Here is a 17826-nt window from a genome sequence, read left to right on the forward strand (position 1 = left end):
GTTTATGGTTCTCTCACTACAGTTTATATTTCACTTGCTATAGCTTATGCTGACACCCTCTCAGGCCAGTGCTGGTGCGGGCTGCGACGATCGGGGATCTGTTTGGGATCTCTATTGGATCTACAATGGATCTAATTAATTGGGATCTAATCAGTGGATAAGTGGATATCTTGCTGAGATATCGGTGGTAATCGCTTCCTGACCAGTCGCTTAAAGAACGATAAAACCAACTTAGCAGATGGATCGATGACCTCTTAGCTCACCAGATCCTGGTAAGTACGTAGATTGATTACTGCTGACATTTTGCCATTGTGAAAGCAATTGATGGTTAAAGTAGGAAATCAGGCCCTGATTAGCTTTCCAATTGCTTTATCTGTCAGCAATGAGTTTTCTACCCCTAATCCAGGATCATGCAGAATTGAATGGCAAAAGTCCGTGCAATTTACACGCGATAGAGCTGCAAATTGATACTTCTGAGAACGATCGAGGCTTAGTGTTCAAAAGATCCTACTGTAAGCCCCTTACAGCATTTAAAATGACAGAGTAGCACCTTCCCCCTGTACAAACCGTAATAACGCATTCTGAGAGCGTACAGAACGTTTTAGCGCTATAGCCTGTACCAGTCGCATCTGATTCCTCAGCCCGAGTATAAATCTTGTTTGTCTAATCAGAACGTTTGAAATCTTAACAAGTTAATAAGACAGATGCAGACAGGAGGGACTGACGAATGTAGTTGGCTTAGAAGCGGTATCTTACTTTGCCATAAGCAATTTTATGAAGTGACAATGTCACAACCAGGTTATGATCTTATTAAGATAACAACCTGGTTGTTTAATATGATGTTTATTGCAGTTTGGCTTTACTGATTAGCACTGATATTTCTTCATCAGATAAATGCTCCAGTCCGAGAATGGCTGCACGAACAATGTCAGAACGGTTTACTCGTGAACCCCCGGCCAGGATTTCATTACGAATACGATTGTCGATATCTTTAAGGTTCTCATCGGTAAACGAGATACTGACTGGTTTAGCTTTCGCCTTCTTTACTGGCTCAGGATCGGGTGCTTTTGGTTGCGGAGCGCCCGTTGTGGTTAAGGCCGCAGTTCCGCCATTAATGAAGTCATTCTCTCTTTCTTTCGAAACGCCAGCTCTGTTTCTCATAAGATGACCTCCTGGATCAGCCTTTCAACTTCATCTTTAGCTTTACTGTTTTCTGTCTCATAAATGGTCATAGACTCTGCCCAGGCATCCCTGTGAGCTTTACGATCGCAGATACGAGTTTCAGCCAGTTTCATTTCAGGGAAATCTTCCAGAACCTTAGCGGCTTCGTTGCCTTCATTAACGAACATATTGGTTGGGGTCATGTTCAGCACAAGATACCCTTTCACTTCTTCGTTAAAGTCCTTAGCAGCTGTGAACACAGAGCAGGTATGAGGCACCACATCGAGGTCCATTTGCGATGGACGCAGAGGTGAAATGAAGACATCTGCCGCCATCAAACCACTGCGCATTTCTGCACTGTCTCGGCCAGCGCAGTCAGCAATGATGTAGTCGTAAGATTTCGCATGCTCTTTAAGCATAGCTTTGATATTGCCGGAGGCTCCGGTTACAGGAATATGCGGGAGTGATTCAGGACGGTTATTATACCAGGTTAATACGGATTTCTGGTCATCGGCATCCACGATGAGCACTCTGTAGCCACGAGAAAGCAATCCTGCAGCGAGAGAAACAGCCAGGGTACTTTTGCCTACCCCACCCTTCTGACTTCCCAGTACGATAATCATCGATGACCTCCATTAATAACGATAAAAGTGCAAAGCGAAATGTTGTAATCATCATATCTTAACAAGATCTGCGGATAACAACAAGACAAGATACCATCTTGTTAAGATGTTATCTTGTGATAACAATGTACATCGTGATTATGTAATCATATGATTATAAATAAATAGTTAAGAAATTATCTTGTTAAGATTAAGTTTGTACTGACATCCCTGGGCTAATAATCTTGTTATCATGTTAAGTTGGTAATTGTGGGTTGGGGGATTCGCACCATTGCCCACTGGGTCTGGACTCGTCTTACTTAAGGTGTTTACGAAAAATATTGAGAGTGATAAGTATGCTGCGGTTAATTTCTCCCCTACTCATTTATGCATTCCTGGTTGGTGCGACGTATGCGAGTGTCAGGAGGTATGTGCTAATCAAGGTGCTATAAGTTAATAATAGATTAACTTATTATCTTAATAATCTAACAATTTGTCCTCGGTTTTCAAGGAAAGGCAAGTTGTACATTATGATGATAACTTACCAAGATATTAACTTAGTAAATTATGCAAAGTCATATGGTTCTATACTTGTTAACTTATTAAGTTAATTTTTATTGAGCTATCATCGTAGTGATGTTTCTGCAGCACAGACATGAAGCTGTACACCAGAAAGCAGCGGTGTTTTGTAGACTTATTAATCAGCTGATTGGTTGTGTACCAGCAGGAGAACACTCGTTTTTCAGGCCCCACCCTGTGAGACGATCAATCATCTCTCCATTTGTGATAGTTCGAAGATGTTCGCTAAAAGAGAGGTCTTAACGTGGACCTCGATAACGATGTGATGTTGTGTCAGGGCACAAGGGTGGGTAAATAAAATTATTAAGATAATAAGTTGCTGAGATCATAATATGTCATTTTAATATCTTGTTAAGCCACTAAGCCACTAAGCCACTAAGCCACTAAGCCACTAAGCCACTAAGCCACTAAGCCACTAAGCCACCAGCATGAGCTTATATTGTTATCTTAATAACATGTTATGAAGTTAATGTAGTATGAGAATATACAGTGATCCTGCTAACTTCATAACTTATCATCTTAACAAGTTAATTATTGATGGCTTATAACAGGCTATGTGCAGGCGCAGAGGGCACCGGATTGAGAGGATCACCAGGCTGCAGAAGCTATGTAACATCATGAGGGCGGGGAACCAAACCGGGAAAAGAAGAGTGTCAATTCAACATAATTAACAAGATAACAAAAAATGGAATTATCATCATACTATCTTGTTAAGATAACAATACATCAATAATACCAACATAATAACAAGATAAGAGGTTAGTAAAAGATGAAGCTATCATGTTGTTATTATAATAAATTAATATCATAACAAGATATTAATTTATCCGTTGTTAAGAATTTAAAAAAGCCAGACCATAAAATCAGGATGGATTGTCCTCTGTGAATCATCTGATGCTTTACCACGCACAAAATCCTATGCTCGACACTATGTATCCGACAGCCCTCATATCTTATCAGCCTTAGCCGTGAGGCCAGACTTATGCTCAGCACTGTAAATAAACATGGGATAACCTAAAGCCAGACTTCCTGCTGCGGTGACACTATCAACAAAATCACCGCCCTGAATCGCAAAAGTATTAGCATAGGTGGCAGCAAATAAGCTCGAACGACTGGCAATGGGGATGGTTATCAGGTCGCTAACGTTCTGCCAGTTTATCTCCTCACCGGAGCGTAAATGACAATCAATTTGCAGTGTCCCTGCATCGGTGAAGTAGGCATGTAACTGACGACAGGTAATGTGCTCCACCGTTTCTCCAATGATATTCAGACTGGTTGCAGAGACAACATTGGCCGTTACCGGACCTAAAGCCGCAAGGGAGTCTGCAACATGAGCCATCGCGAGACAAACCAACGTTTGATTGACGGCATAAGCCCCAGCTGCACAGATTACCGCAGGCAAAACGGCAGCGGGTGTCGCATTATCACGTAACGTGAGGAAATACTGGCACAGATCGCGAACGGGTACATAAACCCAGAAAGCAGAAATTAATGCTGGAGCCGCTGCAGCAAGACCACCAGAACAGGCGAGTCCGGCCATTGCCCCGGTCACCATGACGATGTTAGCCAGACGAGCGCAATTACTCTGCGCTGTTTGCCTTCCCTGATAAACATCTGTTGCTAACCCTGCAAATTGCAAAAGAACAGGAAGCAGGCCGGAGATAACACCCGCTGTGGTGACGGCTGCTGGAGCAACTGTCGATAAGTGTGACAACACACCATGCCTGACAACTTCACGCGCAGCGGTGGACAAGCCTACGGATGCAAGGTTGCGTGAAAAAACAGTGCGAAAATTATTTAACAACTGAGAAAAGTCGGTTTTAGACATTTCTGCAACAAATTCTGGCATCTCAATCGCGATAAAATCCTTCACAAAAACCGACTGTTCGGGAAGTTCATCAATATCAATTGCTGTGAAATCCTTATCAAAAGTCCGTCCGATATCAACTTCGCCAGGCGGCATATCGCACATATTTAGCGTTATGGAATGTGATTCATCGGTCGCCGCAGAAAGCGAGAGCGGGGTATGGCGGGAAACATCCCCATTAACAGCAGAGGTGGAACGGGGTGTATCAACGACATTTCTCGCATAAGAACATCCGCCAGAGAATGTCTGTGATCCCCACGCGTTACCAGGTGCCGGAGGTTGAACCAGGGGCACAAAGAAGTGATGGGGGCAGGTGGCGATTGAAAACATGGGGCATCCATTTTTTTATTTGTGAAATAATTCGCTACTCCCAAAGTAGAAATGTTTTAACGGTTCTTCCCATATAAAAAACTTATCACCTAAAACGAGGTAGTCACGCGGAACATCGTTTCGCCGTGTTTAACGTGTCACGTTCCGGGCGAGAGGGGAGGGGGAGGAGTACAGGATAGATATTTTATCCCTGCACATTTCCCTCTGTGCTACTGTGACGGGATACCAATAACGTCAATTACATCGCAAATCACCATGACCAAACATCACAACCTCGCCGTTATGCACTGGGGCACTTATCGCGTGTCCACTTCCGATGGCTCCCTCGCTGGCATCGAGCCGGTCGAATGGGACCGCAACCCTTCAGCGATCGGCCAGTCTCTGGTCGGTGCGGTGGATGGCCCTAGCCGTATCCGTCGTCCTGCAGTGCGTCTCGGTTATCTCCAGCATGGCCGCGATTCACGTCATGGTCGTGGTAAAGAACCCTTTGTTGAAGTGAGCTGGGAAACGGCCATCGCGCTGGTCGCCGATGAGCTGACAAGGGTGAAGCAGACCCACGGAAACCAGGCGTTTTATGCCGGTTCTTATGGCTGGTCGAGTGCGGGTCGCTTCCATCACGCGCAAAGCCAGTTACACCGTTTCTTCAATCATCTGGGTGGCTACACTGATAGCACCAACACCTATAGCCTGGCTGCGGCCGAGCGGTTGTTGCCGCATATCATCGGAGAGCTGGATGTGTTGCAGAAGCAGCATACTCACTGGTCTTCGCTGGCCGAGCATTGCGAGCTATTTGTCGCTTTTGGTGGTCTGCCTTTACGTAATTCGCAGGTTAATGGTGGCGCAGCAAACGATCACTCTCTCAAACACTGGCTGGGGGAGATGCAGCGCAACGGCACCCATTTTATCAACGTCAGCCCGGTTAAAAACGATCTTTCCGGTGTCACTAACGCGGAATGGCTTTCACTGAAACCGGGCAGTGACACGGCGTTGTTGCTGGCACTGAGTTTTGTGCTGATTGATGAATCACTCTACGACGCCCGTTTTGTTGCCAGTCACACCGTCGGATTTGCCGAGTATCGGGACTATCTGCTGGGCCACAAAGACGGCAAGGCAAAAACGCCGGAGTGGGCGGCCGCCATTACGGGGATAGAGGCGCAAGTCATTCGCGAGTTGGCGCGCAAGATGGTGGCAAAACGCACCATGATTAATATCGCCTGGTCACTACAACGCGCGTTCCAGGGGGAGCAAACCTTCTGGGCAACTGTGGCACTGGCGGCGATGATTGGCCAGATTGGCACCGTGGGTGGTGGCCTCGGTTTTGCCTATGCCAGCACCAACCTGGCGGGTTCGGTACGTCGTACTTTCTCCGGCCCGCGTTTCCCGGCAGGAACCAACGCGGTCAACGAAATCATCCCGGTGGCGCGTCTTTCGGACATGCTACTGAATCCTGGCGGCCACTATCAGTTTGACGGAAAGGACTGCACTTATCCTGATATCCGTGTGGTTTACTGGGCAGGCGGTAACGCTTTCCACCACCATCAGGATCTGAATCGTCTGGTTGAGGCCTGGCGTCAGCCGGATACCGTGGTGGTACACGAGCAATACTGGACTGCCCAGGCGAAATTCGCTGACATCGTTTTCCCGGTTACCACCTCGCTTGAACGCAACGATATCGGCAGCTCCAGTAATGATGGTTTTATTATTGCCATGCGCCAGCATATTGCCGCGCAGGGAGAGGCGCGGGATGATTACGCCATCTTCCAAGCGCTGGCGGAGAAAATGGGGTTTGGCGAGAGTTTTAGTGAAGGACGAGATGCCGATGCATGGCTGCGCTTTATTTATGACGGTTCAAGACCGCGTGCGCTGGCTGATGGTATTGATTTGCCTGCTTTCGATGATTTCTGGGCACAGGGGATGCTGGAGTATGCGCGTCCAGACGAACCGCAGATTTTCCTGAAAGCCTTCCGTGACAACCCGGAATTGGCACCACTGCCAACCCCTTCCGGCAAAATCGAGTTATTTTCCCAGACCGTGGCCGATTTCGGTTATGAAGAGTGTCCGGGGCATCCGTTCTGGTATGAACCTGAAGCTGAGTCACAGCGTGAAATCGCCGCTCAATGGCCACTGCATCTGCTTTCCAGCCAGCCGCGAACTCGCCTGCATAGCCAATACGATCACGGAAGCGTGAGCCGTAAAACCAAGATTCAGGGTAGGGAACCGCTGTGGATGCATCCTCTTGATGCGGCGACTCGTGGCATCAGCGAAGGCAGCGTGGTGAAGGTGTTTAATCAGCGCGGCGCCATTCTGGCAGGTGTTCATCTCAGTGAAGACATTCGTCCCGGTGTGGTGCAGATGTCAACGGGGGCCTGGTATGACCCGCAGGACCCAAGCCTGACAGATTCACTCGATAAACACGGTAATCCGAACGTGCTGACGGAGGATCGTGGCAGTTCAAGACTGGGGCAGGGCTGTAGCGCGCAGAGTTGCTGGGTCGAGATCGTTGCCTGGAACGAACCGCTACCAGAAGTGACGGCCTTCAACCCACCTGAGTTTGTGATGGTTTAAGGGGTAGGGTTATGTGGATTTCTGATTATCATGTTAATTTATTAAGTTAATAAGATTCCTGCCTTGTATCGTAAATGATGTGCCAGGTGAGGTATCAGGTCTTAAAAGCATCATCAGGCGAGGTTGTGACTGGCTACTAACCATGCAATAATTGTAATGACGTTTGTAAATACATTTATTGTGAGGAGTGCTGTATGGGTAGCATAAATCTTCGTATTGATGATGAACTCAAGGCTCGTTCTTACGCAGCGCTGGAGAAAATGGGTGTCACTCCATCCGAAGCGCTGCGTATGACACTTGAATACATTGCTGAGAATCAAAGACTTCCATTCAAACAGACGCTGTTGAGCGACGAAGATTCTGAACTCATCGAAATTGTCCGTGAACGACTTCGCAATCCGCAGCCAGTACGAGTGACGCTGGATGACCTTTAATGGCTTATCATCTGGAGTTTGACGAACGTGCGTTAAAGGAATGGCGTAAACTCGGTTCAACCATACGAGAACAGCTCAAGAAGAAACTGGCAGAAGTGCTGGAAGTACCTCGTATAGAAGCTAACAAGCTTCGGGGAATGCCTGATTGCTATAAGATTAAGCTGCGATCTTCTGGATACAGACTCGTATATCAGGTCATTGATGAAAAGGTGGTGGTATTTGTTGTTGCTGTTGGTAAACGTGAAAGGTCGGAAGTTTATTCCGATGCGGTAAAACGAAAGCTTTAAGCTAACTCACTCTGCCACCCCTCACTTCCCATAACAGCTCGTTCTGCTTCAGCGGCAATCCAAAACTGCTGATATCCTCTGAAACGCTTTGCAGGCCGCCCTGATGTGGCCTGCGTTCTCAAACACCATAAGGAAGATATCTTGACCACTCTTAATGACAAACTTGCCTGGCGTTACGCAACCAAGAAATTTGATGCCAGCAAAGTGGTGCCAGACGACAAACTGGAACGCATCATTGAAGCCGTGCGCTTAACCGCGACCTCCAGCGGATTGCAGCCGTTTGAATTGATGGTCATTACCAACGCAGAAATCCGTGAAAAAATTCGTGCTGTGGCGTGGGATCAGGCGCAGATTACCGATTGTTCTCACCTGATGGTGTTTGCTGCCTGGGATGACATCACCCCCGAACGCGTCAATATGATGTTCGATCTGACCAATGAAGTCAGGGGCTTCCGTAATGAGGGTTGGGAGAATTACCGTCAGATGCTGCTGGGCATTGTTGCTGAGCGTGGCACTGAAGGTAATTATCAGTCGGCGGCGCGTCAGGCATACATCGCGCTGGGTAGTGCGATGATTGCCGCAGCTTTTGAAGAAGTTGATGCGACACCGATGGAAGGTTTTGACCCGGCAGCGGTCGATGAAATCCTTGGTCTGAAAGAGAAAGGTCTGCGCAGTGTGATCATTCTGCCGCTGGGCTACCGTGCTGAAGAAGGCGACTGGCTGGTGAACCTGAAGAAAGTTCGTCGTAGCCGTGAAAACTTCGTCACCGAAATTAAATAACCTGTCTTATTCCTTTCCGGCAGGAGTACAATAAGGGGTTCCCGAATTGGGAGCCCCTTTTTTAGACACCAGGATCTACACCGAGCGTAAGCGCAGCGTAGCGGGAAGGATGATCTGATTTTGTTCCGGGTCCTGTCCCTGAATCATCTGCGTCAGCATGGAGAAACACTCCTGCGCCAGACGCGGCACGTTCTGTTCTACGGTGTCGATAGGCACAGACAGCGAGTCATAAAGATAGTGATCATCAAAACTGGCGATGCGGATATCGCTGGTCAGCAAATGATGCTGACTCATATAACGCAGTACCCCTTCCAGCAAGCCGCAGGCGGCGGTAAACAGCGCTTTAGGTGGGCGTCCGAGTCTGGCGCATAGCGCAGCAAACATCTCGTAGCCACTGCTGGGGTGATAGTTGCCGTGAATAATCCACTCCGGCCGTGGTGCCACTCCTGCGCGTTCCAGCCCCTGCATAAAACCCGCCAGACGATCTTTGGTGGGTGACAGGCGCGGCTGGCCGCCGAGAAAGTAAACCTCATCAGGTCTGGCGCGAGCCAGTCGTTCCACTAAATCGGCTGTGGGGGTAATGGAGTCGGTGATCACCAGTGGCAGCTGTGTATCGTTCATATGCCGGTCAAACAACACCACCGGCAGTTGTTCGCTGAGTTTTACGTAGTCACTGTCGCTCAACATGCTGGAGGCAACGATCAGACCATCCACCTGGCGCGCCACGAGGTTATTGACCACCACCATTTCCTGCCCGGCATTTTCATCGGTACAGGAGATCAGCAGTTGCAGGCCCGCTTCGCGACACAGATTTTCCAGCTCGTGAGAAAACACGGCGAAACCGTGGTTGGTGATTTCCGGCACCACCAGCCCCAGCGTATGGCTGCGGTCATCACGCAGCAGACGGGCATGGATACTCGGCTGATAATGGTGTTGCTGCGCCAGCGTCAGCACACGCTCCCGCGTCTCCTTCGCCACGCGCAACTCTTTACCACGGCCGTTCAGCACCAGGCTGGCAGTGGCTTTTGACACCCCTGCCAGCGCGGCGATATCACTGATGGTAACGCGTTTTGTTTTTCTCACGACAATGCATCGGTTAATGAAACAATGACTTATTCTATCATGCAGTGACGTAACGACCAGTAGCGGGCTTGCAGATCTGCGCTGCCGCTCAGGATTAAACGTGCCGGATGGGCCGGGAAGTAACGGCTGCTCATCACGCCTTCACCGTCGTTAATAAAGATTTCCACGCTGGAGTGGTCACAAAGGATCTGCAAACGGCTGGCGGTTCCTTCCCAGTAACGATACAGCCACTCACCGGTCTCCAGGCTGCGGCGGGCGAGGCGCAGTTCATCCTGACGCCACTCCAGAATCAGCGTGTCGGCAAAATTCAGCGTCAACTCACCCTGGCTTTCCAGCAACAGTTCCAGCCGTTGCGCCTCTAACGGTGGGGCCGCATCAGCGGGGCCGAGGTAACGCTGCTCTTCCCCGCGTAATGCCTGCAATTCTGCGATGGGCTGCTGATAAAGTCTGCCCTCCCGCGAACTCAGTTCACGCAGGCAGGTCATCTGGTGGATCCAGCCCTGGACGACGGTGGGTTGAGACATCTCTTCGCCGTCCGGCACACCCATCCAGCCTACCAGCAGGCGTCGCCCGTCGGCGGTGAGTGTGGTTTGTGGCGCATAAAACTCGAATCCGGCGTCCAGTTCCCGCAACGCTCCGTGCTGGTAATGGACCTTGTCGTAATCGAGTTGACCGCTGAGATACGCGCTCGGATGGGTATTCAGATAGCGTTTCTCTTCCCGCGTCACGCCCTGCGGGCAGCAGATAAGGTAAGTGCTGTCACCGAGGGAGAACATGTCCGGGCACTCCCACATATAACCTGCCTCTCCCAGGCCACCAAGACCGCTTCCGGCAATCTCTCCGAGATTGTGCCAGTTGTGTAAATCCGCTGAGCGCAGCAGCAACACTTTGCCCTGCAATTGTTGGTCCTGCGCGCCCAGCACCATGTACCAGTCATCTCCGTGCCGCCACACTTTCGGGTCTCGCACATGCCCGGTGTAACCCTCCGGCAGCGCAATCACCGGGCCGGTTTTATCAAAACCACCGGCGCTATTTTGCACCGCCAGACATTGCCAGGCGGTGCGCGAGCCGTCGTCATATTTGACGTTGCCGGTATAGACCAGCGTCAGCACGCCCTGGTTATCGACGGCGCTACCGGAGTAGCAGCCGCTGCGGTCATAGTCCTCATCGGGCATCAGCGCAATAGGTTCGTGTTGCCAGTGCAGCAGATCCGCCGAACTCCAGTGTCCCCAGCATTTATGCTTATGCTGGCAGCCAAGCGCATTCCACTGGTAGAACAAATGGTAGCGACCGGCAAAGTGGATAAACCCGTTGGGATCGTTGAGCAGGCCGGTTACCGGAGCCAGGTGCCAGCCAGGATAGTGGCTGTCACTGAGCGCCCTGGGCTGGCCCTGCATCACCGCCTGTAAAATGGCGGGCAAAAGTGTTGAGGAAGCCATTATTCAGAGTCCGTTTTGTATTTGAGCAGGTAAGAGAGAACGAAGGCGGTACTGAAGGCAATCACCATCCCAATCGCATAATTAAGCAGAGAGCTGGCCTGCACAATCGCCATACCCGGCAGCCCTGTCAGTCCGACTGCGGTCATATAAACATGCACCGAGACCACCCAGGCTCCGCCGATGGCACCCCCGATCAGCGCGGCGATAAAGGGTTTCATAAAACGCAGGTTGATACCAAAGATAGCGGCCTCGGTAATGCCCAGTAGCGCCGAGAATGCCGAGGGCAGGGTGATGGCTTTGATCTTCGCATCTTTAGTTTTAAACCATACCGCCAGACAGGCTCCCCCCTGTGCCACGTTAGCCATCGCCCAGATCGGCAGCAGGAAGTTGACACCAATGGAAGGATTGCCCAGCAGACCGGCTTCGATGGCGTGGAAGCTGTGATGCACACCGGTGATGACAATCACCGAATACAACCCGCCAAACAGCAGTCCCGCCAGCCAGCCAGCGTGGGTAATCAGGGTGCTGAGCACAAAGGAGATGCCATCGCCCAGCATGCGACCGGCCGGGCCGATAATCAGCAGCGCGACAAAGCCGGAGATAATCACTGTGAGGAAAGGCGTCAGAATCAGATCCAGCGCATCCGGGATCACCCGGCGCAGTTGTTTTTCCAGCATGCTCATAAACCACACTGCCAGCAGCACCGGAAACACCGTGCCCTGGTAGCCAATCATCGCCACTTCGATACCGAAGAAGTTCATGGTGTGGAAGCCTGCCGCCACTCCCCAGGCGTTGGTCAGGGCCGGATGGGTGAGGATGCCGCCGAGGGTGGCGCCGAGGAAGGGGTTACCGCCAAACTCGCGTGCGGCGGTAAAGCCAATCAGGATCGGCAAAATGATAAACGCCGCCGAGCTACACATGTCGAGCATGATGTAGAGCGCATTATCAGGATTCACCCAGCCATAGGTTTTGACCATCCCCAGCAGGCCCATGAGCAGGCCGGAAGCAACGATGGCGGGAATGATCGGCACAAAAATATTCGACAACAAACGGGCGATGCGCTGGAACGGATTCAGTTTACGCGCGGCGATATCAGCTGCCTCTGATTTGCTCGATTCGCTGATGCCCGCCTCGGTGATAAACGCCGCATAAACCTTGTTAACCACACCAGTACCGAAAATAACCTGCAACTGACCGGCATTGCGAAAGCAACCTTTCACGCCATCGATTTTGCCAATGGCATCGGTATCTGCTTTAGCATCATCCACCAGTACCAGTCGCAGGCGCGTGGCGCAGTGCGCGGCGCTGGCAATATTGTCCCTGCCTCCCAGCAACGGCAGTAGCGACCGGGAAATTTTTGCAAAATCCATACTTACCTCTGTCTTCTCGTTATTATGCTATCAGCCCGGCTGAAGCGGCCCCGAGGGGCCGCAGGATCAGAACCAGGTTTCCATTTGTACGCCGAAGTTCCATTCACCACCGGCCTTGAAGCCGTTGCTGCCAAAGGCATCATCACTGGCATAGTTATCCAGGCGATGATCCCAGTCCATCCAGGTGGCGAAGAGGCGGATTTCCGGACGTTTCAGGAATTCGCCCACGTCACCGGCCTTCAGCGTTGGCGCGACGGAGAGTTTGTAGAAGCTGCCGCTTACTGCGTTACGGCTGTTGTAGCCTTTCGGACGCAGATCCATATATTGATAAGAACCTTCGTACTGCATCTCGAAATTCTGGGTAATCTCCTGAATCAGGCGCAGGTTAGCCGTGGCCCATTCATAGCTGTCACCTTTGACGTACCGATCCTTGCTGCTTTGCGCCAGCAACGCCGGAGCGATATGCCAGCCTCCGCCCAGTGGCGTGATGCCATAACTTGCCAGACGCCAGGTGTTGGCTTCCGGCAGCAGGGCACCATCGGAGCCGATGGATTTCACCTCGGCCCCCAGACCGTGGCCGTAGAGCAGGGCGGTTTTCGCCGAACCTTCACGCAGACCGTAGAAGCTGTCGTTATGCAGACCGAGTAAGGCGTGCATGCCGGTATTGGCCGCATCGCCTTTGACTTTGTTGCCATCGGTATCCACGCGGTCATCGTTATCTCTGGCGCGCATGCCGCTCACCATCAGCTGTAACGGGCCATAGAAGTTATTCAGCGACAGGATGTAGTTCTGGGCGGTATTTTCGTTGTTTTCGATATCGCCAAAGGTGCGGCCATACAGCGAGAGGTTGCTGCGCGCGTCGTCACCCCATTTCATGTCATAGATACCTGCACCGGTCCCGGCGAGGAACACCACATCGGAGTCAATCCAGTGGATGTCGAAGTTATCGCGATCGAAGCGTTTCCCGGCCCAGACGGTGGAATCTTTGAATGCACCGGTGAAGGTGGGCAGGTGGCCGATTTCAGTGAAGGCCTGGCGCAGGTTGAGATCGCTGCTGGAGGCAGTCCAGTCGTTGTAGGTGCGTTGTCCGTCAGCGAGCATCACCTTGAAACGGGTGGTCGCGCCGTTGTTCAGCGTCTGTTTGTGTTCAAGGTTCAGTTCGACATAGGTATCCGGTTCGTTACCGAGGCGACCAATGTTGCCGCCGGTTTCACCCGCTGGCGTTACCGTCGGGCCACCCTGGGTTTTGGATGCCGAGTTATTCATTAACAGGCCGGAGCGGGCATAGCCGTGGAACTCAAAACCTTCATCATCACTGCTGGTGGCTTTCTGTTCCAGACGGGCGGTACGCTGCTCCACCTGAGTGGTCGTGGTTTGATTCTGTTGTTGTGCAGCGGCCAGCTGCTGTGCCTGTTTTTCGGCCGCTTCGGCGCGGTTTTCTGCGGCATTAGCGCGCTGTTCGGCGGCCTGCAAGCGCTGTTCCAGCGCTGCCAGACGTGCCTCAATGCTGCTCATGCTGGGATCTGCTGCCCATGCGGACCCGGAACCTAACAACACACCAAGGGTTATAGCGAGAGTGCTTTTTTTCATTGTTTTGCGTCCCTGAGGAAAGGCTATCATCACTAAGTTATTTTTTGCTAAACCGGTTTAGGCGTTGAATCATAATCACGGGTAATTTCTCCGCGCAATGAAATTTGCTAAACCGATTTAGTGATTGTGAGATGGCTCGCAAAACGCAGCGTTAACCGGGCCAGAAATTAGCTGAGTTGCTCCTCAAGCTGGTGGAAATAAGGCAGGGCGGTCATGGCACCTTTGGCGGTGGTCGCCAGCGCGCCACAGATCTGTGCACTGGCAAGGCGGGCCGCCAGCTGAGGTTCGTTTTCCGGCAGGCCATGCTGCGCCAGTCCCCACAATAATCCCGCGACAAAGGCATCGCCCGCACCGGTGGTGTCCACGCTGATCACGGGTAAGGTCGGATAATGGCAGGTCTGGCCGTTATGGCAGGCTTTGACTCCCGCCTTGCCCTGCGTCACCAGCAGCAGTTTTATATCGAATTGCTCGGCCAGTTGCCGCATGCTGGCATCGATATCTGCTGAACCGGTGGCAAATGCCAGCTCCTCTTCGGAAAGTTTCACCACATCTGCTAGCTGCAACGCCTGGTTCAGGCAGTGGAGCAGGTCGGCGGCATCCGGCCATAAATCGTGACGAATATTCGGGTCGAAGCTGACAAAACCACCTGCCGCCTGAACGCATTGCATCGCGGTGAATGTGGTGGCGCGTGAAGGCTCCGCCGCCAGCGCGATGGAGCAGCAGTGCAGCCATTCTCCGGCCTGGAATTCAGGTAAATCATCGGGCTCAATAAACAGATCGGCGCTCGGGCGCACCATAAAGGTAAATGAACGCTCACCGTCTTCATCCAGTGCGACCACCACCGTCGAGGTGCGATGGGCAGGATCGGCGGTCATAAAGTGCGTATCCACCTGTTCGTCGGCTAGCGTCCGGCACATAAAATGGCCAAAAGGGTCATCACCGACGCGACCAATAAATCCGCTGTTCCCCTGAAGCCGGGCAATCCCTACCGCAACATTGGCTGGCGCGCCACCGGGGCACTGCATCAGGCGTCCCGGCCCTTCCGGTAACAGATCTACAACGGCGTCTCCCAAACACCAGACTCGTGCTGCCATGTCATCATCTCCAAAAGTAATTTTGTAGAAAATTAACTAAACCGGTTTAGCAAGGCAATCGAAATTTGTCTGATATGGGTGTTGTGGAGTGGAAGTGAGTTCGTGTTGTGTGAGAGCGATCTGCATCACACAGCCATAAATGTGCTCAGTATTTACGGTGTGCTTTCGCAATAACCCCGTGTATTTGCTTATCTTGCTGGATCACGATGTACATCACCTTTTTTTTGAGAAGAGAAGATACGTGGGTGATATTAAGCGTGGGAGGGCATCGGAGAGCATTCAGCTTGAGTGATGAAAAATTTATAACGTCACTAAATGTATACTCCCGAAGGGAGATCAGCAATTCACCGTTATTACGTAGTGAGTATAGAAAATCAGCTATATGTTGTTTTTCAATAACGGCTACAAGGTCATCCTGATTCAAACAGACAATAAATCGTCTGGAGAAATCGATATCAATATTATCCTCAGGCGACACCTGAATAAAATTGTTGTCGCTGGTCGTTTTATAACTTACGGTGTCATTGGCATTTAGGTGAGGACGGGTACGCAGACTGGAGTTTACAGTAGAAAAATGTTTGACCCATACTGACATCTCTGGAGAAATCCATTGCAGTGTCTCTAAAATAACTTTATGCAACTCACTGAGATCAAGTTTATGGATCGGCTCGTGATGGGCGATTCGGTTGCGGAAGTTGTTGAGTAGTTTGACTCTTTTCTGAAATTCTTTTCTTGTGATATTTTGAGAAGGAAGGAGTTTTACCATCAGATTTTGCCAGATATCGCGGTCATATTCGGGACGAAAAAGATTAGACCAAAAGTCAAATGATAGGGTTGATACTACATCCTCAACATCATGAGTATTGGCCCGATCAATTCCCATATCCAGCACGTTTCGACTCTCAGAAGAAAGTATACTTCTAAAGTATTTGTCGTGGCACCAGTTGTCGCTAAATTGCTTTCTGAAAACGCTGTGAATACGGTTTCTTAAGGTGACTTCAAGCACATGGAGGGGGTAAAGAAATGATTTTGCCATTCTGGCGTTATATAAGTACAACGCAAATGCGAACTCTTTTTTGAAGCCCGCATTAATCAGGTAGGGCTTGAATCTTTTGTCAGAAAGGTTTGCCACCAATTCATTAGTAGTTTGCTCATAGTAATAAGGAACTTGACTTTCGGCCATAGCTATTTAAAATCCTTTTCAGAGCAGTTGGACCGGCCCCTCTGGAGTTAATCCACGCGCCACCAACAATCTACCCAGAGCCCCGAGACAGACGTAAGTCCCTCTCGGGGTTTCGCTTTTATAGCGTTTTACAACGCACTTAACCTCGCCATTCTAGCCTGATACCAACGGTTAAAGGAATACACAGAATCTTTGTTTCAGTACCTGAGATTTCACCGGTTTTCTTCCCCACATGTATGCAACCTGTTGAATTGACCTGACAGAATAACCGGAGACAGCTTTTTGCCAGGGTAAGCCAGGAAATCGAAGCGGTCAGTAAATAACCGCCTCTTTCCCGGCCCCGTCGTGGCGCAGCCTGACAGGATTTATCCACAGGGTTTTGGGCGGGATATGCACCCTGAATGTGGACAACATAAACCGGTGCCGCTGATCTACTGGGTCGAAAAAATTACAAAAAATCATACCCTTTCCAGCGATAGTTCAGCATTGACATTACCCAGCTGATGACAAACAGCCCCACTACGACAAAACCCGCATTGCCGAGATTATCGTTAAGCGCGCTGACCCAATCCCACACCCCCCCCTGCATCCCGAATTTATCCGCCAGCAGACCCAGCGCCTCCAGTCCGCCAATAAATAACGCGGCAATCACGGAGGTGCCGGTAATGGTCATGTTGTAGTAAAGCTTGCGCTGGGGTTTATTGAATGCCCAGCCGTAAGCGCTGACCATCAGGATATTATCGAGGGTATCCACCAGCATCATGCCGCTGGCAAACAGCACCGGAAAAACCATAATCGACCAGATTGAGATACCGGAAGAGGCGCTGGCGACAGAGATACCCAGCACGCCAATCTCGGTGGCGGTATCAAAACCTAAGCCAAACAAAAAGCCCACCAGATACATATGCCAGCTTTTATTCACCATCTTAAAGGCGGAATTGAACAACCAACTCATCATGCCGCCACCGGCCATGTCGAGGGTATCGGCGGTGAGCACTTCACCGCGTTTCCACTGGCGGAAATTGCGCCATACGCTCTTCAAAATCACCAGATTCAGCAGCGCCATCGCCAGTAAAAAACAGGCGGACACAGCAGTGCCGATCACCCCACCGACCTCATGGAACCAGCTCATACGATGCTGGAAGGCAGTGGCCGTCGCGGCAATCGCCAGCGACGCGAGGATAACGATGCTGGAATGGCCGAGAGAGAACCAGGCACCAATACCAATCGAACGCTTTCCCTGCTGCATCATCTTACGGGTGACGTTATCAATTGCAGCGATATGGTCCGCATCGACGGCGTGGCGCAGGCCATAGCACCATGCCAGCAGGCTGGCGGCGACCAGCGCCGGGCTGTGACGGAAAATCCCCAGCGCCCATGCCCAGGCGGCAAAATTGACGGTGACCAGCAGCGCCAGCAAGACGCCTGCGCGTGAGGTCGTAGCGGATTCAGGTAAATACAT

Annotated in this window: 14 protein-coding genes; 4 read left to right on the top strand and 10 right to left on the bottom strand. The window is 50.9% G+C overall.

Going from position 1 to position 17826, the window contains the following annotated elements:
• Positions 1–843 precede the first annotated feature (843 nt).
• The 3 genes from HA50_RS24660 to HA50_RS24670 all read right to left on the bottom strand — a co-directional run bounded on the left by HA50_RS24660 (position 844) and on the right by HA50_RS24670 (position 4539).
• Positions 844–1161 carry a hypothetical protein gene (locus tag HA50_RS24660; protein ID WP_084879435.1) on the bottom strand — a complete coding sequence of 106 codons (318 nt, stop codon included), beginning with the start codon at positions 1159–1161 and terminating at the stop codon, positions 844–846.
• Positions 1158–1784: a ParA family plasmid-partitioning AAA ATPase gene (locus HA50_RS24665; RefSeq protein WP_084879436.1), complete on the bottom strand. Its 627-nt coding sequence runs from the start codon at positions 1782–1784 to the stop codon at positions 1158–1160. Before HA50_RS24665 ends, HA50_RS24660 begins: the two co-directional genes overlap by 4 nt.
• Before the next feature lie 1504 nt (positions 1785–3288).
• Positions 3289–4539 (bottom strand): hypothetical protein, encoded by a 1251-nt coding sequence (locus HA50_RS24670; RefSeq protein ID WP_139811024.1) that lies wholly within the window; start codon positions 4537–4539, stop codon positions 3289–3291.
• Positions 4540–4794: 255 nt separating this feature from the next.
• On the opposite strand from HA50_RS24670, the gene HA50_RS24675 reads away from it, so the two are divergent.
• The 4 genes from HA50_RS24675 (at position 4795) to HA50_RS24690 (ending at position 8605) form a co-directional block, all read left to right on the top strand.
• A complete protein-coding gene (locus HA50_RS24675) occupies positions 4795–7104 on the top strand; it encodes a molybdopterin-dependent oxidoreductase (protein ID WP_084879438.1) in 2310 nt (769 codons plus the stop codon).
• A gap of 194 nt (positions 7105–7298) precedes the next feature.
• Positions 7299–7538 (top strand): type II toxin-antitoxin system RelB/DinJ family antitoxin, encoded by a 240-nt coding sequence (locus tag HA50_RS24680; RefSeq protein ID WP_084879439.1) that lies wholly within the window; start codon positions 7299–7301, stop codon positions 7536–7538.
• Positions 7538–7825: a type II toxin-antitoxin system RelE family toxin gene (locus HA50_RS24685; RefSeq protein ID WP_084879440.1), complete on the top strand. Its 288-nt coding sequence runs from the start codon at positions 7538–7540 to the stop codon at positions 7823–7825. Before HA50_RS24680 ends, HA50_RS24685 begins: the two co-directional genes overlap by 1 nt.
• Before the next feature lie 141 nt (positions 7826–7966).
• Positions 7967–8605 carry an NAD(P)H-dependent oxidoreductase gene (locus HA50_RS24690; protein WP_084879441.1) on the top strand — a complete coding sequence of 213 codons (639 nt, stop codon included), beginning with the start codon at positions 7967–7969 and terminating at the stop codon, positions 8603–8605.
• 75 nt (positions 8606–8680) lie between these two features.
• Here the strand turns inward: HA50_RS24690 and HA50_RS24695 are convergent, their stop codons facing one another.
• The 7 genes from HA50_RS24695 to HA50_RS24725 form a co-directional block, all read right to left on the bottom strand.
• Positions 8681–9688: a substrate-binding domain-containing protein gene (locus HA50_RS24695; protein WP_084879442.1), complete on the bottom strand. Its 1008-nt coding sequence runs from the start codon at positions 9686–9688 to the stop codon at positions 8681–8683.
• 29 nt (positions 9689–9717) lie between these two features.
• Complete coding sequence (locus HA50_RS24700) at positions 9718–11127, bottom strand: sucrose-6-phosphate hydrolase (protein WP_084879443.1); 1410 nt, start codon at positions 11125–11127, stop codon at positions 9718–9720.
• Positions 11127–12497, bottom strand: a complete 1371-nt coding sequence (locus HA50_RS24705) for a sucrose-specific PTS transporter subunit IIBC (RefSeq protein ID WP_084879444.1) — start codon at positions 12495–12497, stop codon at positions 11127–11129. Before HA50_RS24705 ends, HA50_RS24700 begins: the two co-directional genes overlap by 1 nt.
• Before the next feature lie 66 nt (positions 12498–12563).
• The gene (locus HA50_RS24710; protein ID WP_084879445.1) at positions 12564–14087 is read right to left on the bottom strand and encodes a carbohydrate porin; all 1524 of its coding nucleotides are present in this window, start codon (positions 14085–14087) and stop codon (positions 12564–12566) included.
• A gap of 167 nt (positions 14088–14254) precedes the next feature.
• Positions 14255–15181 carry an aminoimidazole riboside kinase gene (locus HA50_RS24715; RefSeq protein ID WP_084879446.1) on the bottom strand — a complete coding sequence of 309 codons (927 nt, stop codon included), beginning with the start codon at positions 15179–15181 and terminating at the stop codon, positions 14255–14257.
• 145 nt (positions 15182–15326) lie between these two features.
• A complete protein-coding gene (locus tag HA50_RS24720; RefSeq protein ID WP_084879447.1) occupies positions 15327–16364 on the bottom strand; it encodes an Abi family protein in 1038 nt (345 codons plus the stop codon).
• Between the two features lie 448 nt (positions 16365–16812).
• Positions 16813–17826: a HoxN/HupN/NixA family nickel/cobalt transporter gene (locus HA50_RS24725; protein ID WP_084879448.1), complete on the bottom strand. Its 1014-nt coding sequence runs from the start codon at positions 17824–17826 to the stop codon at positions 16813–16815.

Origin of the sequence: Pantoea cypripedii (genome assembly GCF_002095535.1) — a bacterium.
Taxonomy (GTDB): Bacteria; Pseudomonadota; Gammaproteobacteria; order Enterobacterales; family Enterobacteriaceae; genus Pantoea; species Pantoea cypripedii.

Bases quoted from the DNA above. Each gene is read 5' to 3' on its own strand.
- HA50_RS24670 (WP_139811024.1), bottom strand. From the start codon at position 4,539: ATGTTTTCAATCGCCACCTGCCCCCATCACTTCTTTGTGCCCCTGGTT.
- HA50_RS24700 (WP_084879443.1), bottom strand. From the start codon at position 11,127: ATGGCTTCCTCAACACTTTTGCCCGCCATTTTACAGGCGGTGATGCAG.
- HA50_RS24715 (WP_084879446.1), bottom strand. From the start codon at position 15,181: ATGGCAGCACGAGTCTGGTGTTTGGGAGACGCCGTTGTAGATCTGTTA.
- HA50_RS24685 (WP_084879440.1), top strand. From the start codon at position 7,538: ATGGCTTATCATCTGGAGTTTGACGAACGTGCGTTAAAGGAATGGCGT.
- HA50_RS24665 (WP_084879436.1), bottom strand. From the start codon at position 1,784: ATGATTATCGTACTGGGAAGTCAGAAGGGTGGGGTAGGCAAAAGTACC.
- HA50_RS24660 (WP_084879435.1), bottom strand. From the start codon at position 1,161: ATGAGAAACAGAGCTGGCGTTTCGAAAGAAAGAGAGAATGACTTCATT.
- HA50_RS24720 (WP_084879447.1), bottom strand. From the start codon at position 16,364: ATGGCCGAAAGTCAAGTTCCTTATTACTATGAGCAAACTACTAATGAA.
- HA50_RS24725 (WP_084879448.1), bottom strand. From the start codon at position 17,826: ATGTATTTACCTGAATCCGCTACGACCTCACGCGCAGGCGTCTTGCTG.
- HA50_RS24680 (WP_084879439.1), top strand. From the start codon at position 7,299: ATGGGTAGCATAAATCTTCGTATTGATGATGAACTCAAGGCTCGTTCT.
- HA50_RS24705 (WP_084879444.1), bottom strand. From the start codon at position 12,497: ATGGATTTTGCAAAAATTTCCCGGTCGCTACTGCCGTTGCTGGGAGGC.
- HA50_RS24675 (WP_084879438.1), top strand. From the start codon at position 4,795: ATGACCAAACATCACAACCTCGCCGTTATGCACTGGGGCACTTATCGC.
- HA50_RS24710 (WP_084879445.1), bottom strand. From the start codon at position 14,087: ATGAAAAAAAGCACTCTCGCTATAACCCTTGGTGTGTTGTTAGGTTCC.